Consider the following 26,105-nt stretch of genomic DNA (forward strand, 5'->3'; position numbering starts at 1 on the left):
ATCGGTGCATTAAAATGTACCGGTTTTTTATTTAGCCGGGATAAGAAGGTGAATCAAGCGGTAAAACAAGTTTGTAAGCGGAAGAAATAAAAGAGCTGTTACTACATTAAATAAAAGGCTGAAATGAGCAATCCTTTGGGCAGGATCGGGTGATAACTGCTCTACAAAGCCGGTCGCTGCGGTCAGAAAAGGCAATACTAGAGCCACCCCTAGCACGTTAAATACCACATGCGCATACGCTGTCTGTTTCGCCGCATATCCACCGGATACAGCAGCCATGACAGCTGTAATGCATGTCCCGATATTTGATCCGAGTACGACGCTCATCGCCTGTGTCAGTCCGATAATCCCTTCATTCATAAAACTCATCAAAATGCCGATACAGACAGAACTGGAGTGAATGATGGCAGTTAACACCATGCCGATGAGCAAAGCGGACCAGTTTGAATCGTTAACATGGTATAGAACGTCGGCTCCCGTTTTCAGCTTCGTCAGCGGCCCGGCAAGGTGGCTGAATCCGCTGATGCAAAAGAAGATGATGCCCAGTCCGAGGAAGCTTGTTCCCAGCTGTTTCAAAGGATACCTGCCAGTCAGAAAAAACAATAAACCTCCTATTAAAAGAACCCAAATCAAAATATCCATTTTGATAGCAATAAATTCAGTTGTAAAAGTAGAGCCAACATTTGTCCCCAGAATCATCGGTATCGTCCGCTTAAAAGAAAGAACGCCCGCACTTACAAAGCCGATGACAATGACCATAAAGGCTGAACTGCTCTGAAGTATCCCCGTAAATACAATGCTGATAAGAAACGCTTTTAACGGATGGTCTGTAAATAAAAGCAAACGATCTTCAATTTTTGAGTACGCCATAGAAATTAAGCCTTTTCGAAGCATGTTCATGCCTGTGAGAAAGAATAATATAAGAGCAGTAAAGCTAATCAGAATTAACATCCTATTCACCAACCCCTTTCTATCATTATATAGACAGGCAGTCGCACTCATGACGGAAAAGTGAACTCACTTAGTTGACCTGACTGATGGCTTATATTATAATGTCAAAGTACATGTTTATATGTGTAACTTAAAGGTAGTCGATTGGTGTATTCGGAGGGAGGGAAAGAGAATGTCAAAAACGGTCGTTAGAAAAAACGAATCGCTTGAAGATGCTCTTCGTCGCTTCAAACGCAGTGTATCAAAGACAGGTACTTTGCAAGAAGCAAGAAAGCGTGAATTTTATGAAAAACCTAGCGTAAAGCGCAAGAAAAAGTCTGAAGCTGCTAGAAAACGCAAATTCTAAAAGAGGGTGGATTTATGAGTCTTCTTGAGCGTCTCAACCAGGATATGAAGCTGTATATGAAAAACCGTGAGAAAGACAAACTGACTGTCGTTCGAATGGTTAAGGCTTCACTTCAAAATGAAGCAATTAAGCTTAAGAAAGACAGTTTGACCGAGGATGAGGAACTCACTGTCCTTTCTCGTGAACTTAAGCAACGTAAAGACTCCCTCCAGGAATTTTCAAACGCTAATCGTTTAGATTTAGTAGATAAAGTTCAAAAAGAGCTGGACATTTTAGAAGTTTATTTACCTGAGCAGCTGTCAGAAGAAGAGCTGCGTACAATCGTAAATGATACCATCGCGGAGGTCGGTGCGAGCTCAAAAGCGGACATGGGCAAAGTGATGGGGGCAATTATGCCTAAAGTAAAAGGTAAAGCTGACGGAAGTTTAATTAATAAACTTGTGAGCAGTCAACTGTCTTAAATGGCAAAGAAAAGGACATCTTTCTAAGAGAGATGTCTTTTTTTATACATAAAAAAATGAAACCTTTGATACATTTGTTACGTATGAAGAGAAGGCACTTATTATAAAAGGAAGGAGGGATACACCGCCCTTGCTTCAAATCAAAGGATTCCGTGCTGCTCTTTTGGGTATATTTTTGCTTTCTTTATTAGGCGTACAGCTGAACGCAAAAGCAGAAAAGCAAACTGTTTATGTGATTCCGGTTGAAAAAAATGTCGAACAGGGTCTCGTCTCGTTTTTGTCCCGTTCGTTACAAGACGCAAAGGATGCACATGCAGACCATATTATTCTTGATATCAATACCCCGGGGGGATTGGTCAAATCTGCTATTGATATGGCCGATTTGATAACCGATAGCGAGATCCCCGTAACTGCATATGTCAACAAACGCGCGTTGTCTGCTGGTGCATATATTGCACTTCAAGCAGATCACATTTATATGGCGCCTGGCGGAAAAATGGGAGCCGCCGCGATTGTTGATGGCCAAGGCAATGCCGCTGACCAAAAAGCTCAATCACTTTGGCTGGCAGAGATGGAAGATGCCGCAGTGAAAAATAACCGCGATCCAAAATATGCGCTCGCAATGGCTGACCCAGATATAGATGCCAAGGAAGTCGGCGCGCCTAAGGGAGATCTGCTGACACTTAACGCAGACAAGGCAACTGAGGTAGGCTATTCAGAAGGCACTGCTGACAATTTGTCCACGCTCGTAAAGAAGCTTGGGTTCGAAAAAGCGCAGATCAGCTACGCAAAGGAGAGCTTTGCGGAAAAGACAGCAAGGTGGCTGACGAATCCGGTCATTGTCCCTATTCTGCTGACAATCGCTTTTTTAGGTCTGACGGTGGAGCTTTTTTCCCCGGGTGTCGGCCTCCCTGGAACGGCTGGACTCATTGCGTTATTGCTGTTCTTCTACGGGCATCTCGCAGCAGGCCTTGCCGGGTATGAGACGGTTCTCCTCTTTATAGCAGGGGTGATTCTCATTCTGCTTGAGATTTTTCTTCCCGGAGGAATCATTGGATTACTGGGCTTAGGAGCGATTATTGCGAGCCTGTTTTTAGCCGCGGGGAGCTTCACTGTCATGGCGGTTTCTCTCTTGATCGCCTCAGCTGTTTCGATTACAGCTTTTATTTTACTGACAAGGGTGTTGGGAAAGCGTATGAAATTCTTTAAGAAATTGATATTAAATGATTCTACAAACACGGAGAGCGGCTACGTTTCAAATCAAACGCGCACGGACTTAATGGGAAAAGTGGGTATAACCTTTACACCGCTGCGTCCTTCCGGTACCGTGATTATTGATGATGAACGCCTTGACGTTGTTTCGGAGGGATCGTTTACAGAAAAAGATAAAAAAGTAAAAGTGATTAAAGTAGAAGGCTCACGCATTGTCGTGAGAGAAATTTAAATAGAAACGAGGAGAAGTTATATGGATCCGTCAACACTTATGATTCTGGCAATTGTCGCAGTAGCGATCATTGTTTTGGCAGTATTTTTTACATTTGTGCCTGTAATGCTTTGGATTTCAGCTTTGGCAGCCGGAGTGAAAATCAGCATTTTCACTCTAGTTGGGATGAGGCTTCGCCGTGTCATTCCGAATCGGGTTGTTAACCCGCTGATTAAAGCCCATAAAGCGGGACTTAATGTTGGAACAAACCAGCTTGAAAGCCACTACCTGGCTGGAGGTAATGTTGACAGAGTCGTCAACGCGCTTATCGCCGCTCAGCGAGCTAACATTGAACTCACATTCGAGCGCTGTGCTGCCATTGATCTTGCAGGCCGGGACGTGTTGGAAGCTGTTCAAATGAGCGTTAATCCTAAGGTGATTGAAACACCGTTCATTGCCGGTGTTGCAATGGACGGGATTGAAGTGAAAGCGAAAGCGAGAATCACAGTAAGAGCGAATATCGAGCGCCTCGTCGGGGGAGCAGGGGAAGAAACCATTGTAGCTCGTGTAGGTGAGGGGATCGTTTCTACAATCGGTTCATCTGATAATCATAAAAAAGTGCTTGAAAACCCTGACATGATTTCTCAGACAGTCCTTGGAAAAGGATTGGACTCAGGAACTGCGTTTGAAATTCTCTCAATTGATATTGCAGATGTAGATATCGGCAAAAACATCGGTGCAATTTTACAAACCGATCAGGCTGAGGCTGATAAAAACATCGCGCAGGCAAAAGCGGAAGAACGACGTGCGATGGCTGTCGCTCAAGAACAGGAAATGCGTGCCCGCGTAGAAGAAATGCGCGCGAAAGTAGTAGAAGCCGAGGCGGAAGTGCCGCTTGCGATGGCAGAAGCTTTGCGCGAAGGGAATATTGGCGTCATGGATTACATGAATATCAAGAATATCGATGCTGACACAGAAATGCGTGATTCATTCGGCAAGCTGACGAAAGACCCTTCGGATGAAGACCGCAAATCATAATCTCTCTAAGAAGGGAGAACGCTGATGGAAGATTTACTGACCAATCCGCTTATTATTGCAGCGATCATCGGAATCATTTCTGCGATTTTCGGCAAAAAGAGCAAAGAAGAAAAGCAAAACAGCCAAAAAAGAAAAAAACCTCAACACGTGCAATCTGCTTCTTCTCAAAAGAAGCAGTCAAAAGAAGATGCCCCTGCACCTATCCCTAACCGTATGGAACAGGCAAGACGGGAAGCGGAAGAAAGACGCAGGGAAACAGCAAGAAACCTGAAAGGGCTGGAACGAGATCTTGCTGCTGCCAAACAAAAAACAGTATACACAAAACAAAAAATGCTTCAGGTGAATAAGGACACCGTCGTACAGGGAATCGTTCTAGGAGAGGTGTTCGGGCCTCCACGGGCGAAAAAACCTCACCGTACGATGCGCTCAGCCCGTAAAAATTAAAGTGTTAGAACCTCCTTTCAAATCATACATATGAGATGAAAGGGGGTTCTTTTTGTATGGGGCAAAGAAAGAATCGTATGAAAGCTTGGCTGACAAGAGCATTGGAAATTCCCCCGGACGTTATGATGGATCTGCCGAGGATTACAATGGTTGGCAGACTTCATATCTACATAGAAAACCACAGAGGCCTTTTGCTTTTCAGTGAGAATGAAGTGAGGCTGATGCTGAAGCAGGGCCAGTGCATCATATCTGGTAAAAATTTTGTCATCAAGGCGATTCTTCCGGAAGAGATACTTTTGGAGGGTACGATTGATGTCGTTCGATATGTTGAGTCATAAAGCCGAGGGGGAAATGTTGTGAAAAATAAATGGCTGTCTTTTTTTTCGGGTAAGGTCCAGCTTGAATTGACGGGAAGAGGGATTGAGCGGCTCCTTAATGAATGCACAAGACAGGGGATTCCGGTCTTTCATGTCAAAAAAAAGAAAGAAGCCGTATCGTTATATATACAGCTTCAGGATGTACATGCCTTTCGGCGGGTGAGAAGTAAATTTAAATGTAAAGCCCGATTTATCCATCGGAAGGGTTTTCCCTTCCTGTTGCTGAAATCAAAGCTGAATATAGGGTTTACGATCGGTTTTGCGATTTTTTTCATCCTTTTGTTTTTGCTGTCCAATATGGTGTGGAAAATTGATGTGACAGGCGCTAAGCCTGAAACAGAACATCAAATGAGGCAGCATCTTAATGAAATCGGCGTCAAAAAGGGCCGTCTGCAGTTTTTAATGATGTCGCCCGAAAAAATACAGAAATCATTAACCAATGGAATAGACAATATCACTTGGGTCGGAGTTGATCTGAAGGGGACGACCATTCACATGAAAGTTGTGGAGAAAAATGAGCCCGAAAAAGAAAAGTATGTTAGCCCGCGCAATATTGTCGCCAAAAAGAAAGCAACCATTACGAGAATGTTTGTGCAAAAAGGACAGCCCATGGCCGCCATACACGATCATGTTGAAAAGGGGCAGCTGCTTGTTTCGGGACTGATCGGCAGCGAAGACCATCAGCAGGAAGTCGCCTCAAAAGCAGAAATTTACGGAGAAACCTGGTATAGATCAGAAGTGACAGTCCCGCTTGAAACATTATTTAACGTCTATACGGGCAAAGTAAGGACAAAGCACAAGCTTTCTTTTGGTTCTTTGGCAATCCCGATCTGGGGGATGACGTTTAAAAAAGAGGAATTGAAGCATCCAAAAACAGAACAAGAAAAGCATTCGCTTCATTTTCTCGGATTTAAGCTCCCTGTATCCTATGTCAAAGAGCAAACGAGAGAAAGTGAAGAGGCTTTGCGAAAATATACGAAAGAAGAAGCAGTTCAAGAAGGCATTAAATTGGGTAAACAGGATGTAGAGGATAAAATAGGCGAAAACGGCGAGGTGAAAAGTGAAAAAGTTTTGCACCAGACTGTTGAGAATGGTAAAGTAAAGTTGATTATTCTCTACCAAGTTATAGAAGATATCGTTCAAACCACACCTATTGTCAGGGAGACTGAAGAATGACAGAACATTTACTTGCGATGAATCAAAAACTGAAAAACCCGGACGAGGCGCTTTCACTCTTCGGGAACCAAGATTCTTTTTTGAAATTGATGGAGAAAGATCTGAATGTAAATATCATTACGCGCGGCGAGACGATTTATGTTTCAGGCGATGATGAATCGTTTCAGATTGCAGACAGGCTGCTGGGATCGCTCCTCGCTTTAATTCGCAAGGGGATAGAGATCTCTGAACGTGATGTGATTTACGCCATCAAAATGGCAAAGAAGAATGAACTTGAATACTTTGAAAGCATGTATGAAGAAGAAATTACAAAAAACGCAAAAGGCAAATCAATCCGTGTAAAAACAATGGGACAGCGGGAATACGTGGCCGCTATGAAGCGGAATGACCTTGTATTCGGCATTGGTCCGGCGGGAACCGGGAAAACGTACCTGGCTGTCGTAAAAGCAGTCCATGCTTTAAAAAACGGACATATCAAAAAAATCATTTTAACAAGACCTGCCGTGGAAGCCGGTGAAAGCCTTGGTTTTCTCCCAGGTGACCTAAAAGAAAAAGTAGATCCTTATTTGCGCCCGCTGTATGACGCTCTCCATGATGTGCTTGGGGCAGATCATACAGAACGTCTGATGGAAAGAGGCATCATTGAAATTGCTCCGCTCGCATATATGAGGGGGCGGACGCTCGATGATGCTTATGTTATACTTGATGAAGCACAGAATACCACGCCTGCTCAAATGAAAATGTTTTTGACGAGACTGGGTTTTGGCTCTAAAATGATCATTACAGGTGACGTCAGCCAAATTGATCTGCCGAAAGGCGTCAAATCGGGACTTGCAGTAGCGAAGGAGATGCTGAAAGGAATAGACGGCATTTCTATGATTGAGCTAGACCAGACAGACGTGGTCAGACATCCGCTTGTTGCGAAAATTATTGAAGCATACGATAAGCAAAATTAATGCTGAATGACCCGATCGCGCGTTATCGGGTCATTTTTATGATTGCTTATGGGCTTGATGTTTCAAGAGGAGGTTCTTGTGTTGAAAAAGAAGGCTAAGACCAAAAGCAGCTCAAAAAAATGGAGCAGTTTTAAAAATGCCCGCTCCATGCATGTACTGCTGTATCTTCTGCTGGCTACCATTATGTTTGCTTTGCTCTTTATACATGTTAAGCCGGAAACACTTGATTTAGACCTGTTTTCAGTTAGCGACAAGACCATTTACGCTCCGGCAACCGTAGAAGATCAAAAAGCCACAGAGGAAAAAAAGCAAGCCGCTGAGGACGCGGTTGAAGATCAATATACATTAAAAAAAGAATATACAGACAATCGGATTGACCTTGTGTCATCAATATTCGACAGTATTAGTGAAGTGAAAAAATCATCAGAAGAAGGCAGTAAATCACCATCGGAAAAATCAATGGTCAAATCTGTAAAGGACAAATTGACATCAGATGTGAATGATTCTATATCGGAGGATTCCATCAAGACATTGCTGAAAGCAGACAGTGAAGACTTTTCTTTTGTCAGAGATACGGTCATTACCGCGGTAAATACGGTCATGAGCAGTGAAATCCCCTCGGATAAACTATCTGATGCAAAGGATAAGGTAGAAAAAGAGCTAAAGAGCAATTCTATTCCGTCTAAATACTTGGGAGCCGCGACAGAAATCGGGCGTTTTGCTATTATTCCGAATTACGTCTTCGATCCGAAAGCAACAGAGGCAAAACGGCAGGAAGCCTCAGATAATGTCCAGCAGGTTCAAATCAAACAGGGACAAGTGCTCGTGGAAGAAAATGACCTCATTGATCGGGAAGTGTACAGAAAACTTGAGCTGACCGGGTTATTAAATAACTCAAATCTCTTTAAACCGATCAGCGGGCTATTGATTATGATCGGACTTTTCATTGCAACACTTGTATATTATTTTGAAAAACAGAAACAAAATCTGAAGTTTAAAAACCAATCCATTCTGTTATTCTCCATAATCACAACACTTTTGCTTGTGATCATGGAGGTTGTCAGTTTGTTTCAGAAGATGGAGTATAATAATATCGGCTATCTGGTCCCCATTGCGGCCGGCGCCATCTTAATCAAACTGCTGATGAATGAACGCATTGCCATTTTGGGAAGTATCATTCTTGCGATTTGCGGAAGTATGATGTTTAATCAGGGTGTGACAGGAACATTCAATTATGTCATAGGGATTTATTATTTGATCAGCGGCATTTCAGGTGTATTATTTTTAGGAAAACACAATGCAAGATCAAAGATTTTGCAGACCGGACTTTTCGTGGCGTTTATTAATATGGTTGTCGTTCTATCCTTATTATTGATCCAGAACACTGCGCTGTCGGGTCTTGAAATCGGCACGTTAATGCTCATGGGGGTTGTGTCGGGGTTTGCTTCATCTGTATTGATCATCGGCCTGATGCCGTTTTTTGAGACGGGCTTTGGCATTTTATCCACCATGAGGCTGCTCGAGCTGTCTAATCCTAACCATCCGCTATTGCGCAAAATACTGACAGAAACACCAGGTACATATCATCACAGTGTAATGGTTGCCAATTTATCAGAGGCAGCCTGTGAAGCGGTTGGGGCTAATGGTTTGCTTGCAAGAGTCGGCGCATATTATCACGATCTCGGAAAAACAAAGCGCCCGCAATATTTTATTGAAAACCAAATGAATATTGACAATCCGCATGACAAGCTGTCACCTCAGTTGAGTAAAAATATTATTATCTCGCATACGACAGACGGTGCGAATATGCTGAGAAGCTATAAATTTCCGAAAGAGCTTGTCGATATTGCTGAGCAGCATCATGGAACCTCGCTTTTAAAGTTTTTTTACTATAAAGCGAAGGAAAAAGGCGACCAGATTACAGAGGAAGAGTTCCGTTATCCGGGGCCGAAGCCGCAGTCAAAGGAAGCCGCAATTATATCAGTGGCCGACAGTGTTGAAGCGGCCGTCAGATCCATGCACAATCCAAATCCTGAACGAATTGAAAAGCTTGTCCGGGGTATTATATCCGATAAGCTTCAGGACGGACAGTTCAGTGAATGCGATCTGACATTTAAAGAGCTGGATACAATCGCAAAAACGCTCTGTGCAACATTAAAAGGAATTTTCCACTCCCGGATTGAATATCCGGAGGCTACTAAGAAGGTGAAATAGATGAGTTTACTGATTGATATCGTTGATGAAACAGGAAGCGTCTCAGAAGAGCTGCTCAAAGAAGTAGAAAATCTGCTTCAATTTGCCGCTGAGCGTGAAGGCGTTCAAGACCAGGCTGAAGTTTCTGTCACGATTGTTTCCAATGATGACATACATCAGATTAACAAAGAATACCGGGGAAAGGATGCTCCGACAGATGTCATCTCATTTGCTCTTGAAGAAGAGGGAGAAGGCGAGATCGAAATCGTGGGCGCCGAAATGCCTCCGGTTTTAGGTGATATTATCATCAGTGCCGATCGCACAAGAGAGCAGGCAGAGGAGTATAATCATTCTTTTAAAAGAGAGCTCGGATTTCTAGCTGTACACGGATTTCTGCACCTTTTAGGATATGACCATATGACGAAAGAGGAAGAAGAGGAGATGTTTACTAAGCAAAAGGAATTGCTGGACGCTTATGGACTCAAAAGATCATAGAAATGAGCTGAATCGATTCTTCAAAAGCTTCGTGCATGCAGGCCGGGGCATCTGGGAAACAGTGCGGACGGAGCGGAATTTCCAATTTCATGCCGCAGCCGCCTGCGCTGTTCTCATTTGCGGCTTCCTTGTAGAGCTCAGCATGATTGAGTGGATGATTATATTCCTTTTGATAGGCGGTATGTTTTCGCTTGAGCTTTTAAATACAGCCATTGAACATACGGTGGATTTAATAACTGACAAACATCACCCTCTTGCTAAAGCGGCCAAGGACGCTGCCGCCGGGGCTGTTTGCGTTTTTGCCGTGATTTCGTGTATCATTGGTTTACTTATTTTTTTGCCAAAGCTGTAATGGCTGAAAATTCTTACATTTATTTTACATTTTTAGAAATGGGCGTGAAAAAAAGCGCGCGATTATGTAAAATATAAAGTGATAGCGGTACCATTATAGGTAAGAGAGGAATGTACACATGAACAGACAAGAATTAATAACAGAAGCTTTAAAAGCGCGTGATATGGCATATACGCCGTATTCCAAATTCCAAGTAGGAGCCGCTCTTCTTACCAAGGATGGAAAAGTGTACAGAGGCTGCAACATTGAGAACGCGGCATACAGCATGTGCAATTGCGCCGAGCGTACTGCTTTATTTAAAGCTGTTTCTGAAGGGGATACAGAGTTTCAGATGCTGGCCGTTGCGGCTGACACCCCTGGACCGGTATCTCCGTGCGGAGCCTGCCGCCAGGTGATTTCTGAGCTTTGCACAAAAGACGTTATTGTCGTACTAACTAATTTACAAGGACAAATAAAAGAAATGACTGTGGAAGATTTATTGCCAGGCGCATTTTCATCGGAGGATTTACATGACGAACGAAAGCTTTAAATCAGGATTTGTATCCATTATTGGAAGACCAAACGTAGGAAAATCTACATTTTTGAACAGAGTCATTGGACAAAAAATCGCGATCATGAGCGATAAGCCCCAAACGACGAGAAACAAGGTGCAAGGAGTACTGACGACAGGCACATCACAAACCATTTTTATTGACACACCAGGGATTCATAAACCTAAGCATAAGCTTGGGGACTTTATGATGAAAGTGGCGCAAAATACATTAAAAGAAGTCGATTTGATCTTGTTTATGATCAATGCTGAGGAAGGCTACGGGAAGGGCGACGAATTCATCATTGAGAAATTGCAGACGATGTCTACGCCTGTATTCTTAATCGTAAACAAAATCGATAAAATTCATCCCGACCAATTGCTTCTGCTAATTGACGAATACCGCAAACGTTATCCTTTTAAGGAAATTGTTCCGATTTCTGCTTTAGAAGGAAATAACATCGAAACCTTGCTCGCTCAGATTGAAGCGTATTTGCCGGAAGGGCCGCAATTCTATCCGAGTGACCAGGTAACTGACCACCCTGAACGATTTATCATTTCTGAATTAATCAGGGAAAAGGTGCTGCATTTGACGAGAGAAGAAATCCCGCACAGCATTGCGGTGGCCATCGAATCCATCAAAGGGCAGGACAACGGTTCTGTGCACGTAGCGGCAACGATTGTGGTCGAGCGGGATTCCCAGAAAGGCATCGTGATCGGTAAAAAAGGAAGCCTTCTAAAAGAGGTTGGAAAAAGAGCGAGAGCGGATATTGAAGCACTGTTGGGCTCCCGTGTCTACCTTGAATTGTGGGTGAAAGTGCAGAAAGACTGGCGTAATAAAATGTCCCAGCTTCGCGATTTTGGCTTTAAAGAGGACGAATATTAATCTCTTGCTGTGTGTGTCATTATCTCACATGAACAGGGATACATTAGCAAATTTTGTTTAACATGAAATGGAGGACATCTGGTCAAGATAAAGGTAAGAATTTGGAGTTTAGGTAAGCTAGTTTAACTACAGAAAGGTGGGTTTCTTGTGTTGAATTTTACCTGGAACGTATTTTCTCAAACAGGAAATGTTGATACGTATCTTCTTTTTAAAGAACTGGAAAAAGAGAACATGGAAAGACCCGAAGAACTAGAAGATGAGCTAGCCCGATTTGATTATCCAATTTTATAAACCTCTTGGCCGCTCCTGCTTGAGGAAGGTGCGGAAATGCTGACAAAATGTGAAGGAATCGTTCTTCGCACAAATGATTACGGAGAGACGAATAAAATCGTAACTTTACTGACAAGAGAACACGGAAAAATAGGTGTTATGGCACGAGGCGCCAAAAAACCGAACAGCCGTTTATCAGCAGTCAGCCAGCCCTTTTTGTATGGTTCTTTCTTAATGCAAAAAACATCGGGCCTCGGAACGCTTCAGCAGGGGGAAATGATCCTCAGCATGAGAGGCATCAGGGAAGACTTGTTTTTAACAGCATATGCTGCCTATATTGCTGAGTTAGTCGACAGAGGCACAGAAGAAAAAAAGCCAAATCCTTATTTATTTGAATTCATATTAGAATCATTAAAACAGCTGAATGAAGGAACAGATCCGGATGTTATCACCTTCATTGTTCAAATGAAGATGCTCGGTGTCATGGGCCTGTATCCTGAGCTGAATCATTGTGTACATTGTAAGAGCCAAGACGGAACCTTTCATTTCTCTGTTCGTGATAATGGTTTTATATGCCACCGCTGTTTTGAAAAAGATCCTTACAGGATACCGCTCAAACCGCAAACGGCAAGGCTGTTAAGACTCTTTTACTATTTTGATCTGTCGAGGCTCGGCAATGTGTCCTTAAAAGAGGAAACAAAAGCTGAATTAAAGCAAGTGATTGATTTATATTACGAAGAATATTCGGGATTGTATTTAAAATCAAAGCGCTTTTTAGATCAAATGGAAAGCATGAAACATCTTATGGGTGAAAACAAAAGTTGACATTTGGTCCATCTTTTTATATGATCATTTATTATAAAATATGTTGCAGTGAGAGAAAGAAGTACTTGCGTTTACCTCATGAAAGCGACCTTAGGGCGGTGTAAGCTAAGGATGAGCACGCAACGAAAGGCATTCTTGAGCAATTTTAAAAAAGAGGCTGGGATTTTGTTCTCAGCAACTAGGGTGGAACCGCGGGAGAACTCTCGTCCCTATGTTTGCGGCTGGCAAGCATAGAGACGGGAGTTTTTTGGTTGCTGCCGCAGTCAACTTATGAAAGAAAAGTGGAGGTGCTTGAAATGAATATTCAAGACATGATTCTAACCTTGCAAAAGCATTGGTCCAGTCAGGGCTGTGTGCTTATGCAGGCTTACGATGTAGAAAAAGGAGCCGGCACGATGAGCCCGTATACATTTTTGCGCAGTATCGGCCCTGAGCCGTGGAAAGTGGCTTATGTAGAGCCTTCCAGACGTCCTGCAGACGGCCGCTACGGGGAGAACCCGAACAGACTGTATCAGCATCATCAGTTCCAGGTCATTATTAAACCGTCTCCTGATAACATTCAAGAACTGTATTTAGATTCCTTGCGTGCTCTTGGAATTGATCCGCTTGAGCACGATATTCGCTTTGTTGAAGACAACTGGGAGAATCCGTCTTTAGGCTGCGCGGGTCTAGGCTGGGAAGTTTGGCTTGACGGAATGGAAATAACACAATTTACGTATTTCCAGCAGGTCGGGGGATTAGAGTGTAAACCCGTTTCTGTAGAGATTACGTATGGAATAGAGCGTCTCGCGTCTTATATCCAGGATAAAGAAAACGTGTTTGACTTGGAATGGACGTCAGGGTTTACAGTAAAAGATTTATTCATGATGGCTGAATATGAGCATTCTGTTTATACGTTTGAAACATCAGACGTCGATATGTTGTTCCAATTGTTCAGCACATATGAAAAAGAAGCGATCAAGCAAATGGATAACGGACTTGTTCATCCAGCGTATGACTATGTGCTGAAATGCTCGCACACCTTCAATCTGCTTGACGCCAAAGGTGCGATCTCTGTTACCGAGCGGACGGGCTATATCGCAAGAGTGCGGAATTTAGCTAGAAAAGTAGCAAAAACCTATTATGAGGAACGAGAAAAACTAGGGTTCCCAATGCTTAAAGGGGAGGGTTCTTCTCATGAGTAAACAGGATTTACTTTTAGAGATCGGATTAGAGGAAATGCCGGCGCGCTTTTTGAATGAAAGCATGGTTCAGCTTGGCGACAAGCTGACAGGCTGGCTTAAAGAAAAAAATATTACTCACGGTGAAGTGAAACTCTTCAATACACCGAGACGTCTTGCTGTGTTCGTTAAGGGTGTCGCAGAAAAGCAGGATGATATAAAAGAAGAAGCAAAAGGACCTGCGAAAAAAATTGCCCTTGATGCGGACGGGAACTGGACAAAAGCGGCAATCGGCTTTTCAAAAGGCCAAGGCGCGAATGTGGAAGACCTGTACATCAAAGAAGTAAAAGGCATAGAGTATGTATTCGTGCAAAAATTCCAAGCCGGCCAAGAAACGAAGTCGCTTCTGCCAGAATTGAGCGGTTTAATTACAAGCTTGCATTTCCCGAAAAACATGCGCTGGGGAAATGAAGATTTGCGTTATATCCGACCGATCAAATGGATTGTCGCATTATTTGGACAGGATGTCATTCCATTTTCGATCACAAACGTTGAGTCTGGACGGACAACACAGGGACATCGTTTCCTCGGACATGAAGTGTCAATTGAATCACCTTCAGCTTATGAAGAGCAGCTGAAAGAACAGCATGTTATTGCTGATCCTAGCGTCCGAAAGCAAATGATTCAATCTCAGCTGGAAGCAATGGCTGCTGAAAACAATTGGAGCATTCCAGTTGACGAAGACCTTCTTGATGAAGTGAATCATTTAGTAGAATACCCGACAGCTCTTTACGGTTCATTTGAATCGGAGTTTCTGTCAATTCCTGAAGAAGTGCTTGTCACGACAATGAAAGAGCATCAGCGCTACTTCCCTGTCAAAGACAAAAACGGTGACCTGCTGCCTCACTTTATCACAGTCCGAAACGGCAACAGCCACGCGATTGAAAATGTGGCCCGAGGCAATGAAAAAGTGCTGCGCGCACGTTTATCTGATGCTTCATTCTTCTACAAGGAAGATCAGAAACTAAACATTGATGCAAATGTGAAGAAGCTTGAAAATATCGTTTTCCATGAAGAGCTTGGTTCTCTTGCTGATAAGGTTAGAAGAGTCACATCAATCGCAGAGAAACTTGCCGTTCGTCTTCAGGCTGATGAAGATACATTAAAACATGTGAAGCGGGCTGCTGAAATTTCTAAATTCGACCTTGTGACGCATATGATATATGAATTCCCTGAACTTCAAGGAATTATGGGCGAAAAGTATGCGAGAATGCTTGGCGAAGATGAAGCTGTGGCTGCGGCAGTTAATGAACATTATATGCCTAGATCAGCGGGCGGAGAAACGCCTTCTACTTTCACCGGAGCTGTTGTAGCAATGGCGGATAAGCTTGACACAATCGCTTCATTCTTCTCTATCGGCGTAATTCCGACCGGTTCCCAGGACCCTTACGGACTGCGCCGCCAAGCAAGCGGTATTGTTGCGATTCTTCTTGACCGCAACTGGGGAATTTCATTTGAAGAGCTGCTTACTTTCGTACAAACCGATAAAGAAATTGAACTGCTGGATTTCTTCACTCAGCGCTTGAAATATGTCTTGAATGCTGAACAAATCAGACATGATGTCATTGACGCCGTGCTGGAAAGCTCTGAGCTTGAGCCGTACTCTGCGCTGCATAAAGCACAAGTACTGGAGCAAAAGCTTGGTGCACCTGGCTTTAAGGAAACAGCCGAAGCGTTAGGCCGAGTGATCTCTATCAGCAAAAAAGGAGTCCGCGGAGACATTCAGCCTGATCTGTTTGAAAATGAATACGAAGCAAAACTGTTTGATGCCTACCAAACAGCGAAGCAAAATCTGCAGGAAAACTTCAGCAAAAAAGATTATGAGGCGGCGCTTGCTTCACTTGCAGCCTTAAAAGAACCGATCGATGCTTACTTCGATCATACAATGGTTATAGCGGATAATGAGTCATTAAAGGCAAATCGTTTAGCGCAAATGGTAAGCTTGGCGGATGAGATCAAGTCCTTTGCGAATATGAATGCCCTTATTGTAAAATAAAGAGAGAAAAGGCGGTTGCTGTGTGATCGGTAATCGTCTTTTCCCCATTTATAAGTTTTTTGTTTGATTACAAGATATTTACGTTATAATATGGATTATTATTTCTTTACATAGCTATGAACTGAAAAGGTGGTGAGTACGATCGAACTAAATAAACGGCAAGAACATATTTTGCAGATTGTAAAAGAAAACGGGCCGATTACAGGGGAGCATATTGCAGAAAAGCTGAACCTAACCAGGGCGACATTGCGCCCGGATTTAGCCATACTCACCATGTCAGGATTCCTCGAGGCGCGCCCGAGAGTCGGTTATTTCTATACGGGAAAAACCGGCACACAGCTTTTGGCAGATAAACTCAAAAAGCTTCAGGTGAAAGACTTTCAATCTATCCCCGTAGTGATTCACGAAAACGTTTCTGTGTACGATGCGATTTGCACCATGTTTTTAGAAGATGTAGGTACTCTGTTTGTGGTGGACCGCGATGCTGTTTTAGTCGGGGTGCTTTCACGAAAAGACTTGCTCAGAGCGAGCATTGGCCAGCAGGAGCTTACATCGGTCCCTGTTCACATCATCATGACAAGGATGCCGAACATTACGGTGTGCAGACGCGAGGATTATGTGATGGACATTGCAAAGCACTTAATAGAAAAACAAATTGATGCACTGCCTGTCATCAAAGACACCGATAAAGGCTTTGAAGTGATCGGCAGAGTGACAAAAACAAATATGACAAAAATACTTGTCAGTTTATCTGAAAATGAAATCTTATAAGATTGCAAACTAACGGGGGGATAATATGAATAACCGCATCATCTATGTTGTATCGGATTCCGTCGGTGAAACGGCTGAATTGGTAGTAAAAGCAGCACTCAGCCAATTTAACGGATCGGCGGATGATACTCATGTAAGAAGAATTCCTTATGTTGAAGATATAGGCACTATCAATGAAGTGATTTCACTTGCAAAGGCAGACGGCGGCATTATCTGTTTTACACTCGTGGTGCCGGAAATCAGAGAATATTTGATAGCCGAAGCGGAAAAAGCAAATGTTTTATATTATGATATTATCGGCCCGTTGATTGATAAAATGGAAACAGCCTACGGTTTAACAGCGAAATATGAACCGGGGCGGGTGCGCCAGCTTGATGAAGATTATTTCAAAAAAGTGGAGGCCATCGAGTTTGCAGTTAAATACGATGATGGACGTGATCCAAGAGGGATTTTAAAAGCTGATATCGTTTTGATCGGCGTGTCAAGAACGTCTAAAACACCGCTGTCTCAATATCTCGCACACAAACGCCTGAAGGTTGCCAATGTTCCGATTGTACCGGAGGTTGATCCGCCGGAAGAACTCTTTAACGTTGATCCGAAAAAATGCATCGGTTTAAAGATTAGCCCTGATAAACTGAATCATATCAGAAAAGAACGCTTAAAATCACTCGGGCTTAATGATAAAGCGATTTATGCAAATATCAACAGAATCAAAGAGGAACTCGAGTATTTCGAAAAGATTGTGGATCGGATCGGCTGCCAAGTTGTTGATGTTTCAAATAAAGCGGTTGAGGAAACAGCAAATATTATCCATCATCTCAAAACAAAAAACATATAACTCAGGACGCTCTATCCTGGGTTTTTGGCTGTGCGAAAAGGGAATAATGAAAAACAATAGCATCTTTGTGAAGTTTGTATTATAATAAAAAATTGTGATAAAATGATTAATTTTAGGTTTAAGGATCGTGTGATACGAATAAACTATTATGGGTAAGATGTCAAGAATTTCTCCCGGAAATTTTTCGACAAATTCATATACATCCACAATAATAAAGGATGTGCGATTTTGCTTGCTTTTATGCAGGAGTTTAATGGAGGGATGGAGAATTACTCTTCTTAATGAACAAGAAAAGACGATTTTTGTCGATGCTGATGCTTGTCCGGTAAAAGATGAAATTTTACAAACAGCATCCGAGTATGAAGTTCAAGTTCTTTTTGTCGCTTCATTTGAACATTATCAGCTTTCCAGAAGCAATGAAGAAAAATGGAAGTATGTTGATCCTCATAAAGAAGCTGCTGATTTATATATCGCAAATCACGTGAAACCGGGAGATATTGTTGTGACGCAGGACATCGGATTAGCATCTCTGCTGTTGAACAGAAATGTCTCCGTTATGTCGGAAAGAGGTCGTCTTTACAAAGAAGACACGATTGATTTTGCCCTAGAGGGCCGTCATTTTTCCGGCAAACAAAGAAGAAAAGGCGTATATGCCAAAGGGCCTAAAAAATTGAATAAAGAAGATCGAGAACGATTTATTACACTGCTGCAAAAAATCCTGTCGAACGATGAAGGGATTTTGCACTAAAGCATCGAATAATGTACGACGGAGTGTTATAAGATGGGAAATCGGATACCAGATGAAATTGTGGATCAGGTGCAAAAGTCGGCAGATATCGTTGAAGTCATAGGTGATTATGTTCAATTAAAGAAGCAAGGCCGAAACTACTTTGGACTCTGTCCTTTTCATGGAGAAAGCACACCTTCGTTTTCCGTATCGCCCGACAAACAGATTTTTCATTGCTTTGGCTGCGGAGCGGGCGGCAATGTTTTCTCTTTTTTAAGGCAGATGGAAGGCTATTCTTTTGCCGAGTCGGTTTCTCACCTTGCTGACAAATACCAAATTGATTTTCCAGATGATATAACAGTCCATTCCGGAGCCCGGCCAGAGTCTTCTGGAGAACAAAAAATGGCTGAGGCACATGAGCTCCTGAAGAAATTTTACCATCATTTGTTAATAAATACAAAAGAAGGTCAAGAGGCACTGGATTATCTGCTTTCTAGGGGCTTTACGAAAGAGCTGATTGATGAATTTCAGATTGGCTATGCTCTTGATTCTTGGGACTTTATTACGAAATTCCTTGTAAAGAGGGGATTTAGTGAGGCACAAATGGAAAAAGCGGGTCTCCTGATCAGACGCGAAGACGGAAGCGGATATTTCGACCGCTTCAGAAACCGTGTCATGTTTCCGATCCATGATCATCACGGGGCTGTTGTTGCTTTCTCAGGCAGGGCTCTTGGCAGCCAGCAGCCTAAGTATATGAACAGTCCTGAAACCCCGCTCTTTCATAAAAGTAAACTGCTTTACAATTTTTATAAGGCCCGCCTTCATATCAGAAAGCAGGAAAGAGCAGTCTTATTTGAAGGGTTTGCTGATGTCATATCGGCCGTAAGCTCGGGTGTAAAAGAAAGCATAGCCACGATGGGAACGTCTCTTACAGATGATCATGTCAAGATCTTGAGAAGAAACGTCGAAGAAATCATTCTTTGCTATGACTCTGATAAAGCCGGTTATGAAGCCACCTTAAAAGCTTCGGAGCTTCTGCAAAAAAAAGGCTGCAAAGTCAGAGTTGCAATGATTCCTGACGGATTGGACCCTGATGATTACATCAAAAAATTCGGCGGGGAAAAATTTAAAAACGACATTATTGACGCCAGTGTCACCGTAATGGCGTTCAAAATGCAATATTTCCGAAAAGGAAAGAACCTGTCCGATGAAGGCGACCGACTAGCTTACATTAAAGACGTACTGAAAGAAATCAGCACGCTTTCAGGGTCTCTAGAGCAGGAAGTCTATGTAAAGCAGCTTGCTTCAGAGTTTTCGCTTTCACAGGAGTCTTTAACTGAGCAGCTGTCTGTTTTCAGCAAGCAAAACAAACCTGCTGACAATAGCGGTGAAACAAAAACGCGGCGAGCGCATCTGACAACAAAAGCAAGGCAAAAACGTTTGCGTCCGGCGTATGAAAATGCAGAAAGGCTGCTACTCGCTCACATGCTTCGAGATCGGAGCGTCATCAAAAAAGTGATTGACCGGGTAGGGTTTCAATTTAATATTGATGAGCACCGGGCATTAGCCGCCTATCTTTATGCTTTTTATGAAGAGGGAGCCGAGCTGACGCCTCAGCATCTGATGGCCAGGGTGACGGATGATCATATAAGCCAGCTCTTGTCTGATATATTAATGCTTCAGGTTAATCAAGAGCTTAGTGAAGCCGAGTTATCAGATTATGTAAAAAAAGTGTTGAATCAAAGAAATTGGTCAATGATAAAAGAAAAAGAGGCGGAAAGAGCCGAAGCCGAAAGGCAAAAAGATTTTTTAAGAGCTGCTTCTCTGGCTCAAGAAATCGTTACATTGAACCGATCTTTAAAATAACTGGAGAAATGATGAGGAGCATTTATTGGCAATGATTCCTTGCGGAGGAGCAAATAGATCGCTTAACCTCATCATGAATTGTCATTTCATTATTCGCACATTGTTAAAGGCAGTTCACATAGAAAACGCCTGAATGGACCGAATAAGAATCATACCGCTTATAGAATTCGTTGCAAGCTTTGGAAGGAGGGATCCATAATGGCTGATAAACAAACCCACGAGACAGAATTAACATTCGACCAAGTAAAAGAGCAATTAACAGAGTCTGGTAAAAAACGTGGCGTTTTGACATATGAAGAAATTGCTGAGCGTATGTCCAGCTTTGAAATTGAATCAGACCAAATGGATGAGTATTATGAATTTTTAGGTGAACAAGGTGTTGAATTAATTAGTGAGAATGAAGAAACAGAAGATCCTAATATTCAGCAGCTTGCCAAAGCCGAAGAAGAATTTGACCTTAATGACCTAAGTGTACCGCCTGGCGTTAAAATCAATGACCCAGTTCGTATGTATTTAAAGGAAATTGGTCGGGTTAACCTTCTTTCTGCAAAAGAAGAAATCGCCTACGCTAAAAAGATTGAAGAAGGTGACGAAGAATCTAAACGCAGATTGGCTGAAGCGAACCTGCGGCTTGTTGTCAGTATCGCAAAACGGTATGTCGGACGCGGTATGCTGTTCCTTGATCTGATCCAGGAAGGAAACATGGGTCTGATGAAAGCCGTTGAAAAATTTGATTATCGCAAAGGTTATAAATTCAGTACGTATGCTACGTGGTGGATCAGACAGGCGATTACACGTGCCATTGCCGATCAGGCGAGAACGATCCGGATTCCCGTTCATATGGTTGAAACCATTAATAAATTAATCCGTGTGCAGCGTCAATTACTGCAAGACTTAGGCAGAGAACCAACACCTGAAGAAATTGCGGAAGATATGGATTTAACGCCTGAAAAAGTACGCGAAATCTTAAAGATTGCTCAAGAGCCGGTATCTCTGGAAACACCGATCGGTGAAGAGGATGACTCGCACCTTGGTGATTTCATTGAAGACCAAGAAGCAACTTCACCTTCTGACCACGCCGCATACGAGCTATTGAAAGAGCAGCTGGAAGATGTGCTTGATACGTTAACTGATCGTGAAGAAAATGTATTGCGTCTTCGATTCGGTCTTGATGACGGCCGTACAAGAACATTAGAAGAGGTCGGCAAAGTATTTGGAGTAACGAGAGAGCGTATTCGACAAATCGAAGCCAAAGCGTTGCGGAAACTAAGACATCCTAGCAGAAGTAAACGTTTGAAAGATTTCCTCGAATAAGATGGAACGGGTCTTGAAGATCCGTTCTTCTTTTTTTAAAAAGATATATGGATAATATGCCTTTATTTTACTGAAAAATGATGTCATTTGCAAATGAACATTGTGGTGAAAAATTTCAAAATCTAATTCCATATTTTTTATTGTAAGCGTATACAATACATTATACAATAGAATAAAAAGGATATTAGAGATTTAGGCATGTTTCTATTCAATTTTGTATAAAGTGTGAATAAAAAACTTTTGTATAGCAATCCATTTACTTTTTGTGAAAATAAGTTAGAATTAGAAGTGTTTACATAGGGGGAAGGATCAAAAAGGGGGAAGGGAAATGAAATGGAACCCGCTTATTCCATTTTTGATGATCGCTGTTTTAGGAATTGGTCTAACTTTCTTTTTATCAGTAAAAGGACTTGATGACTCTCGGGAGATTGCAAGCGGAGGAGAAAGCAAATCTGCTGAAAAGAAAGATGCAAACGCTTCACCAGAAGAAATTTACAAGGCAAACTGCATCGCATGCCACGGTGAAAATTATGAAGGCGTTTCGGGTCCGAGCTTAAAGGGTGTAGGGGATAAGAAAGATGTCGCTGAAATTAAAACAAAGATCGAAAAAGGCGGTAATGGAATGCCTTCCGGTCTTGTTCCGGCCGATAAGCTGGATGATATGGCAGAGTGGGTATCAAAAATTAAATAAAAAAACCATTTTTCTCTTTATACATTCACAGGCCGCCGAGATGTTCTCGACAGCCTTTTATTTTTGACTGCCGCGTGTAGACCCGCATCAAAAGAAATAATCTCAAAATCATTTGCTTCAGCTTGGATTCCGGGCTGATTTTTTATATGATAGTAAAGGAAAAAATGATTGAGAAAAGTTGTGATGACAAGTGAACGAATTAAAATTATCTAAACGATTGCAAACAGTAGCGGAGTACATACCGAATGGAGCGGTGATGGCCGATATCGGCTCTGATCACGCATACCTTCCTTGTTATGCGGTGCTGAATCATAAAGCCAGCGGGGCGATTGCCGGAGAAATAACAGACGGCCCATTTTTGTCTGCAAAGCGGCAGGTTGAAAAATCAGGCTTAAACTCGCACATTTCTGTAAGGCAGGGAGACGGACTGGAAGTGATTAAAAAAGGTGAAGCTGATGCCATTACGATTGCCGGAATGGGCGGGGCTTTGATCGCTCACATTTTAGAAGCGGGCAAAGACAAATTAACGGGGAAGGAACGGCTCATTTTACAGCCGAATATTCATGCTGTTCATATCAGGGAATGGCTTTATAAAGAAGGATATGCGCTGATAGATGAGGTAATCCTTGAAGAGGACGGAAAGTGCTATGAGGTGCTGGTAGCAGAAGCGGGAGACAGGGATGCGGCTTATGACGGTATTTCTTTATCAGCCGGGATGCTCGTCGGCCCTTTCTTGGCAAAAGAAAAAAATGCTGTCTTTTTGAAAAAGTGGACACAAGAGCTTCAGCACACTCAAAGCATTTATGAACAGATCAGCCAAGCGGCGGATACAGAGCAAAACAAACAAAAATTAAAGGAGCTCTCCGATCGAATGGAGCTGTTAAAGGAGGTAATCGATCATGGATAAAAGTGTAAATGGGCAGCAGATCATCCAGCTGTTTGAACAATTTTCTCCGAAAGCCTATGCGGTTGAAGGAGATAAAATCGGCCTGCAAATCGGCACTTTAAACAAACCAATTAAAAATGTGATGGTTACACTTGATGTGTTAGAGAGCGTTATCGATGAAGCGATTGAAAAAGAGGTTGACTTGATTATTGCACACCATCCTCCTATTTTCCGGCCGCTAAAGCATATTTCAACAGATCAGCCTGCCGGAAGGTTAATTGAAAAGTGTTTGAAGCATGATATTGCTGTTTATGCAGCTCATACAAATTTAGACGTTGCGGACGGCGGCGTGAATGATTTGCTTGCTGAAGCATTAGAGCTGAGTGAGACGGAAGTGCTGGCACCTACTTATACGGATCCTCTGAAAAAGCTGGCAGTTTACGTGCCGAAGGAATATGAAGAGCAGGTCAGAGCCGCGGTTGGAAATGCGGGGGCCGGCCATATCGGTGAATACAGCCATTGCGCGTTTTCATCTGAAGGAATCGGCAGCTTTAAGCCATTGGACGGAGCTAAGCCTTTTATCGGTGAAGTGGGAGAGCTTGAGCTTGTTCATGAAGTAAGACTTGAGACTGTATTTCCTAAAAGCATCGAAAAAGCTGTTATCAACGCAATGATAAAAAGCCATCCATATGAAGAAGTCGCTTACGATATCTATCCTGTCGAACAGACTCCCGCCGAAAAAGGGCTCGGCCGTGTCGGAACCCTTAAAACTGAGATGACGCTCAAGGAATTCGCTTTATTTGTGAAAGACAAGCTTGACGTCAATGGTGTCAGAATGGTGGGGGATGCTGACAGCATGGTGAAAAAGGTAGCTGTTCTTGGCGGAGATGGAAACAAGTATATTCATCATGCAAAACGAAAGGGAGCCGATGTTTACGTCACAGGAGATTTATACTTCCATGTGGCCCATGATGCGATGATGCTTGGCCTAAATGTGGTTGATCCGGGCCATTACGCAGAAAAAATCATGAAAGAAGGCGTCACGAGAAAACTGACATCAATGTGTAACGATAAAAAGTTTGACGTGAATATCTTTGTTTCTGAAACAGATACAAATCCATTTACATTTCTATAAAAAAACTGAGGCTTTTACAGCCTCAGTTTTTTGCTTTTACTTTTGGAAGTATTTTTTTGAGCGGTATATTATGTTCAGTTGTCCAAGTTGATGGATCTTCGTGATCAAACTGCTCTAAAAAGCGAATGACTTCTTTTGTGATCGGCGTCGGTGTTGAAGCTCCCGCTGTAACTGCAACGGTATTAACGCCTTTCAGCCATTCGAGCTTCAATTCGCTTAAGTCGCCGATCCGGTATGCTTTTGTCCCGGCTATTTCCTCTGACACTTGAGCAAGCCTATTTGAATTGTTGCTTTTCGGGTCTCCGACAACGATTGTTAAGTCCGCTTTTTTTGCCTGCTCTGATACAGCTTCCTGCCGCACTTGAGTAGCGAGGCAAATCTCTTGGTGATATTCGACATGAGGATATTTTTCTTTGACAAGCTCCATAATGTCGTGAACATCCCATTGAGACATTGTTGTTTGATTCGTCACGATTAACTTCTCTGCTTGGATATCAAGGTTCTTTACATCTTCTTCTGTTTCGACTAAGTGAACGATCTCCGGCGCTACGCCAACGGCTCCCTCAGGCTCTGGATGCCCTTTTTTGCCGATATAGATCACGTGATATCCTTTTTCTTTCATCTCTAAGATTAGATTATGAGTTTTCGTCACATCCGGACATGTAGCATCAATTGCGACTAACCCTTTTTCTTCTGCGATTCTTCTGACTTCGGGAGAAACACCGTGCGCAGTGAAAATGACAGTTCCTTTGTCAACCTGCTTTAAGATGTCCAGACGGTTAGAGCCGTCCAATGTAAAAATCCCTTCCTCTTCAAACGCATCAGTGACGTGTTTATTATGAACAATCATCCCGAGTATATAGATGGGTCTTGGCAAGCTTTTATCTAGTGACGCATTTTTGGCAATGACCATAGCATCAACAACACCATAGCAATAGCCGCGCGGTGAAATTTTAATTACGTCCATTTTCGGTTGTCCTCCAATACTGAAGTGAGTAAAGGCAATATAAAAAGCCGTAATCAAACGGCTCTATTCTTGCATTCTTCTGATCTCATTATAGCCAATCTCACTTCAGATATCAAAGAATGTTAAATATATAATCTCGGTTTTGAACTGCCTGATGTTCTTTTCGGAGCAGGAGAGGCAGCTTCCTTTTTCTTCGGGGCAGATGTTTTTGATTCTTGTTCTTTATTGTCAGTTGTTTTAGATTTATTTGGGAGAGAAGAACGTTTTGGTTTTGATTTTTTGTTCCCATCTGAGGTTTTTGTTTCAGTCTCTTTCTCTTTTTCTGATGATTCTTCTGAAACGGATTGTTTTTCACTTTCCTCATTGGTCTCTGTCTCAGTATCATCACTTTTACTTAATTGGCTGTACAGCTTCATCATTGCTGGCAGATTGCGGACTAATGGGCCGTACTGCTGGATCATAGGGGTGACTTGCTGCGCCATGCCGAGTACTTTTTGCACATTTCCAAGCATACTGGATAATGATGCAGGATTGGCGATATTTTGAATGCCTTGCAGGCCAGCACCTCCGCTCGCTGCTGCACCTGCTCCTGGAATTCCGGGAACTCCGGCGCTGCCAGCGCCTCCTCCGCCGGGTAGGAACCTTGACAGCATTCCTTTTAAGCCTCCGCCTCCGCCTGCGCCATTTCTCGCTCCGGCATTTGCCTGGGGAAGAAATTGTCCGGCTTGCTGAAAACCTTGCTGCTGTGCTCCAAATGAAGGTCCTCGCATATTAGGCGGTCTTCTGCCCATCATTCGCTGATTTGGCATGGGGCGGGGCGGTCCGGGCTGTGGGTAATTTCTCATTGGCTGCTGCGGTGAAAACATACTTGTACCTCCTTTCAGCTCTCTCTGCTATTAGAATATGCATGGGCTGCGGTATTTGCTTTACATAACTGAATAAAACAAACGCCTTGCAAACGTGGTGTTTTTA

General features: G+C 42.8%; 28 protein-coding genes. 25 read left to right on the top strand and 3 right to left on the bottom strand.

From position 1 onward, the window contains the following. Window positions 1–27 precede the first annotated feature (27 nt). Window positions 28–951 carry a Na/Pi symporter gene (locus PUN35_RS01725; protein WP_014480301.1) on the bottom strand — a complete coding sequence of 308 codons (924 nt, stop codon included), beginning with the start codon at window positions 949–951 and terminating at the stop codon, window positions 28–30. Between the two features lie 172 nt (window positions 952–1,123). Between PUN35_RS01725 and rpsU the strand changes: the two genes are divergently transcribed. From rpsU to PUN35_RS01850, 25 genes are all read left to right on the top strand, one after another. After that, a complete protein-coding gene (gene rpsU / locus PUN35_RS01730; RefSeq protein ID WP_003152957.1) occupies window positions 1,124–1,297 on the top strand; it encodes a 30S ribosomal protein S21 in 174 nt (57 codons plus the stop codon). Between the two features lie 14 nt (window positions 1,298–1,311). Then, the gene (locus PUN35_RS01735) at window positions 1,312–1,758 is read left to right on the top strand and encodes a GatB/YqeY domain-containing protein (protein WP_014480300.1); all 447 of its coding nucleotides are present in this window, start codon (window positions 1,312–1,314) and stop codon (window positions 1,756–1,758) included. Window positions 1,759–1,888: 130 nt separating this feature from the next. After that, window positions 1,889–3,202, top strand: coding sequence for an NfeD family protein (locus PUN35_RS01740; protein WP_014480299.1), 1,314 nt, complete (start codon window positions 1,889–1,891; stop codon window positions 3,200–3,202). Between the two features lie 21 nt (window positions 3,203–3,223). Next, entirely contained in the window at window positions 3,224–4,219 is a 996-nt protein-coding gene (gene floA / locus PUN35_RS01745; protein WP_003230026.1) for a flotillin-like protein FloA, read from the top strand. Between the two features lie 24 nt (window positions 4,220–4,243). Further along, a complete protein-coding gene (locus PUN35_RS01750) occupies window positions 4,244–4,663 on the top strand; it encodes a hypothetical protein (protein ID WP_014480298.1) in 420 nt (139 codons plus the stop codon). A 56-nt stretch (window positions 4,664–4,719) separates the two neighbouring features. Beyond that, the gene (gene yqfC / locus PUN35_RS01755; RefSeq protein WP_003226191.1) at window positions 4,720–5,001 is read left to right on the top strand and encodes a sporulation protein YqfC; all 282 of its coding nucleotides are present in this window, start codon (window positions 4,720–4,722) and stop codon (window positions 4,999–5,001) included. An 18-nt stretch (window positions 5,002–5,019) separates the two neighbouring features. Then, a complete protein-coding gene (gene yqfD / locus PUN35_RS01760; protein ID WP_014480297.1) occupies window positions 5,020–6,216 on the top strand; it encodes a sporulation protein YqfD in 1,197 nt (398 codons plus the stop codon). After that, window positions 6,213–7,172, top strand: a complete 960-nt coding sequence (locus tag PUN35_RS01765) for a PhoH family protein (RefSeq protein ID WP_014477373.1) — start codon at window positions 6,213–6,215, stop codon at window positions 7,170–7,172. Before yqfD ends, PUN35_RS01765 begins: the two co-directional genes overlap by 4 nt. Before the next feature lie 78 nt (window positions 7,173–7,250). Then, on the top strand, window positions 7,251–9,386 hold the full coding sequence (gene pgpH / locus PUN35_RS01770; RefSeq protein WP_014480296.1) for a cyclic-di-AMP phosphodiesterase PgpH: 2,136 nt from the start codon (window positions 7,251–7,253) through the stop codon (window positions 9,384–9,386). Next, entirely contained in the window at window positions 9,387–9,860 is a 474-nt protein-coding gene (ybeY, locus tag PUN35_RS01775) for an rRNA maturation RNase YbeY (protein WP_014480295.1), read from the top strand. Beyond that, window positions 9,841–10,212 carry a diacylglycerol kinase family protein gene (locus tag PUN35_RS01780; protein WP_014480294.1) on the top strand — a complete coding sequence of 124 codons (372 nt, stop codon included), beginning with the start codon at window positions 9,841–9,843 and terminating at the stop codon, window positions 10,210–10,212. Before ybeY ends, PUN35_RS01780 begins: the two co-directional genes overlap by 20 nt. A 118-nt stretch (window positions 10,213–10,330) precedes the next feature. After that, window positions 10,331–10,741: a cytidine deaminase gene (locus tag PUN35_RS01785; RefSeq protein ID WP_014480293.1), complete on the top strand. Its 411-nt coding sequence runs from the start codon at window positions 10,331–10,333 to the stop codon at window positions 10,739–10,741. After that, on the top strand, window positions 10,722–11,627 hold the full coding sequence (gene era, locus PUN35_RS01790) for a GTPase Era (RefSeq protein ID WP_003230051.1): 906 nt from the start codon (window positions 10,722–10,724) through the stop codon (window positions 11,625–11,627). The genes PUN35_RS01785 and era overlap by 20 nt, the downstream gene beginning before the upstream one ends. Window positions 11,628–11,774: 147 nt before the next feature. Further along, window positions 11,775–11,918, top strand: a complete 144-nt coding sequence (locus PUN35_RS01795; protein ID WP_003230053.1) for a YqzL family protein — start codon at window positions 11,775–11,777, stop codon at window positions 11,916–11,918. A gap of 36 nt (window positions 11,919–11,954) precedes the next feature. Then, window positions 11,955–12,722 (top strand): DNA repair protein RecO, encoded by a 768-nt coding sequence (gene recO / locus PUN35_RS01800; RefSeq protein ID WP_014480292.1) that lies wholly within the window; start codon window positions 11,955–11,957, stop codon window positions 12,720–12,722. Window positions 12,723–13,018: 296 nt separating this feature from the next. Beyond that, window positions 13,019–13,906: a glycine--tRNA ligase subunit alpha gene (gene glyQ / locus PUN35_RS01805; RefSeq protein WP_003226213.1), complete on the top strand. Its 888-nt coding sequence runs from the start codon at window positions 13,019–13,021 to the stop codon at window positions 13,904–13,906. Beyond that, window positions 13,899–15,938 (top strand): glycine--tRNA ligase subunit beta, encoded by a 2,040-nt coding sequence (gene glyS, locus PUN35_RS01810; protein ID WP_014480291.1) that lies wholly within the window; start codon window positions 13,899–13,901, stop codon window positions 15,936–15,938. Before glyQ ends, glyS begins: the two co-directional genes overlap by 8 nt. Before the next feature lie 132 nt (window positions 15,939–16,070). Continuing rightward, complete coding sequence (ccpN, locus tag PUN35_RS01815) at window positions 16,071–16,709, top strand: transcriptional regulator CcpN (RefSeq protein WP_003237058.1); 639 nt, start codon at window positions 16,071–16,073, stop codon at window positions 16,707–16,709. A 25-nt stretch (window positions 16,710–16,734) separates the two neighbouring features. Next, the gene (locus tag PUN35_RS01820) at window positions 16,735–17,547 is read left to right on the top strand and encodes a pyruvate, water dikinase regulatory protein (protein WP_003230064.1); all 813 of its coding nucleotides are present in this window, start codon (window positions 16,735–16,737) and stop codon (window positions 17,545–17,547) included. Window positions 17,548–17,800: 253 nt separating this feature from the next. After that, window positions 17,801–18,295, top strand: coding sequence for a YaiI/YqxD family protein (locus tag PUN35_RS01825; protein WP_003230065.1), 495 nt, complete (start codon window positions 17,801–17,803; stop codon window positions 18,293–18,295). A gap of 33 nt (window positions 18,296–18,328) precedes the next feature. After that, complete coding sequence (gene dnaG, locus PUN35_RS01830) at window positions 18,329–20,140, top strand: DNA primase (protein ID WP_014480290.1); 1,812 nt, start codon at window positions 18,329–18,331, stop codon at window positions 20,138–20,140. A 198-nt stretch (window positions 20,141–20,338) separates the two neighbouring features. Beyond that, the gene (rpoD, locus tag PUN35_RS01835; RefSeq protein WP_014480289.1) at window positions 20,339–21,454 is read left to right on the top strand and encodes an RNA polymerase sigma factor RpoD; all 1,116 of its coding nucleotides are present in this window, start codon (window positions 20,339–20,341) and stop codon (window positions 21,452–21,454) included. A 328-nt stretch (window positions 21,455–21,782) separates the two neighbouring features. After that, window positions 21,783–22,145 (top strand): cytochrome c550, encoded by a 363-nt coding sequence (gene cccA, locus PUN35_RS01840; RefSeq protein ID WP_014480287.1) that lies wholly within the window; start codon window positions 21,783–21,785, stop codon window positions 22,143–22,145. Window positions 22,146–22,401: 256 nt separating this feature from the next. Continuing rightward, the gene (gene trmK / locus PUN35_RS01845; protein WP_014480286.1) at window positions 22,402–23,052 is read left to right on the top strand and encodes a tRNA (adenine(22)-N(1))-methyltransferase TrmK; all 651 of its coding nucleotides are present in this window, start codon (window positions 22,402–22,404) and stop codon (window positions 23,050–23,052) included. Then, on the top strand, window positions 23,045–24,166 hold the full coding sequence (locus PUN35_RS01850) for a Nif3-like dinuclear metal center hexameric protein (protein WP_014480285.1): 1,122 nt from the start codon (window positions 23,045–23,047) through the stop codon (window positions 24,164–24,166). The genes trmK and PUN35_RS01850 overlap by 8 nt, the downstream gene beginning before the upstream one ends. Window positions 24,167–24,188: 22 nt before the next feature. On the opposite strand, the gene PUN35_RS01855 is transcribed toward PUN35_RS01850, so the two are convergent. Together PUN35_RS01855 and PUN35_RS01860 are read right to left on the bottom strand one after the other, a co-directional pair. Beyond that, the gene (locus tag PUN35_RS01855) at window positions 24,189–25,133 is read right to left on the bottom strand and encodes a 4-hydroxy-3-methylbut-2-enyl diphosphate reductase (protein ID WP_014477361.1); all 945 of its coding nucleotides are present in this window, start codon (window positions 25,131–25,133) and stop codon (window positions 24,189–24,191) included. 122 nt (window positions 25,134–25,255) lie between these two features. Next, window positions 25,256–25,999 carry a YqfQ family protein gene (locus tag PUN35_RS01860; protein ID WP_014480284.1) on the bottom strand — a complete coding sequence of 248 codons (744 nt, stop codon included), beginning with the start codon at window positions 25,997–25,999 and terminating at the stop codon, window positions 25,256–25,258. Window positions 26,000–26,105 lie beyond the last annotated feature (106 nt).

Origin of the sequence: Bacillus sp. N3378-2at, from assembly GCF_033412715.1 — a bacterium.
Lineage (GTDB): Bacteria > Bacillota > Bacilli > Bacillales > Bacillaceae > Bacillus > Bacillus subtilis.

Coding starts and splice junctions, on each gene's coding strand:
- PUN35_RS01725 (WP_014480301.1), bottom strand. CDS start 951: ATGTTAATTCTGATTAGCTTTACTGCTCTTATATTATTCTTTCTCACA.
- rpsU (WP_003152957.1), top strand. CDS start 1,124: ATGTCAAAAACGGTCGTTAGAAAAAACGAATCGCTTGAAGATGCTCTT.
- PUN35_RS01735 (WP_014480300.1), top strand. CDS start 1,312: ATGAGTCTTCTTGAGCGTCTCAACCAGGATATGAAGCTGTATATGAAA.
- floA (WP_003230026.1), top strand. CDS start 3,224: ATGGATCCGTCAACACTTATGATTCTGGCAATTGTCGCAGTAGCGATC.
- PUN35_RS01750 (WP_014480298.1), top strand. CDS start 4,244: ATGGAAGATTTACTGACCAATCCGCTTATTATTGCAGCGATCATCGGA.
- yqfC (WP_003226191.1), top strand. CDS start 4,720: ATGGGGCAAAGAAAGAATCGTATGAAAGCTTGGCTGACAAGAGCATTG.
- PUN35_RS01765 (WP_014477373.1), top strand. CDS start 6,213: ATGACAGAACATTTACTTGCGATGAATCAAAAACTGAAAAACCCGGAC.
- ybeY (WP_014480295.1), top strand. CDS start 9,387: ATGAGTTTACTGATTGATATCGTTGATGAAACAGGAAGCGTCTCAGAA.
- PUN35_RS01780 (WP_014480294.1), top strand. CDS start 9,841: ATGGACTCAAAAGATCATAGAAATGAGCTGAATCGATTCTTCAAAAGC.
- PUN35_RS01785 (WP_014480293.1), top strand. CDS start 10,331: ATGAACAGACAAGAATTAATAACAGAAGCTTTAAAAGCGCGTGATATG.
- era (WP_003230051.1), top strand. CDS start 10,722: ATGACGAACGAAAGCTTTAAATCAGGATTTGTATCCATTATTGGAAGA.
- recO (WP_014480292.1), top strand. CDS start 11,955: ATGCTGACAAAATGTGAAGGAATCGTTCTTCGCACAAATGATTACGGA.
- glyQ (WP_003226213.1), top strand. CDS start 13,019: ATGAATATTCAAGACATGATTCTAACCTTGCAAAAGCATTGGTCCAGT.
- glyS (WP_014480291.1), top strand. CDS start 13,899: ATGAGTAAACAGGATTTACTTTTAGAGATCGGATTAGAGGAAATGCCG.
- PUN35_RS01820 (WP_003230064.1), top strand. CDS start 16,735: ATGAATAACCGCATCATCTATGTTGTATCGGATTCCGTCGGTGAAACG.
- PUN35_RS01825 (WP_003230065.1), top strand. CDS start 17,801: ATGGAGGGATGGAGAATTACTCTTCTTAATGAACAAGAAAAGACGATT.
- dnaG (WP_014480290.1), top strand. CDS start 18,329: ATGGGAAATCGGATACCAGATGAAATTGTGGATCAGGTGCAAAAGTCG.
- rpoD (WP_014480289.1), top strand. CDS start 20,339: ATGGCTGATAAACAAACCCACGAGACAGAATTAACATTCGACCAAGTA.
- cccA (WP_014480287.1), top strand. CDS start 21,783: ATGAAATGGAACCCGCTTATTCCATTTTTGATGATCGCTGTTTTAGGA.
- trmK (WP_014480286.1), top strand. CDS start 22,402: ATGGCCGATATCGGCTCTGATCACGCATACCTTCCTTGTTATGCGGTG.
- PUN35_RS01850 (WP_014480285.1), top strand. CDS start 23,045: ATGGATAAAAGTGTAAATGGGCAGCAGATCATCCAGCTGTTTGAACAA.
- PUN35_RS01855 (WP_014477361.1), bottom strand. CDS start 25,133: ATGGACGTAATTAAAATTTCACCGCGCGGCTATTGCTATGGTGTTGTT.
- PUN35_RS01860 (WP_014480284.1), bottom strand. CDS start 25,999: ATGTTTTCACCGCAGCAGCCAATGAGAAATTACCCACAGCCCGGACCG.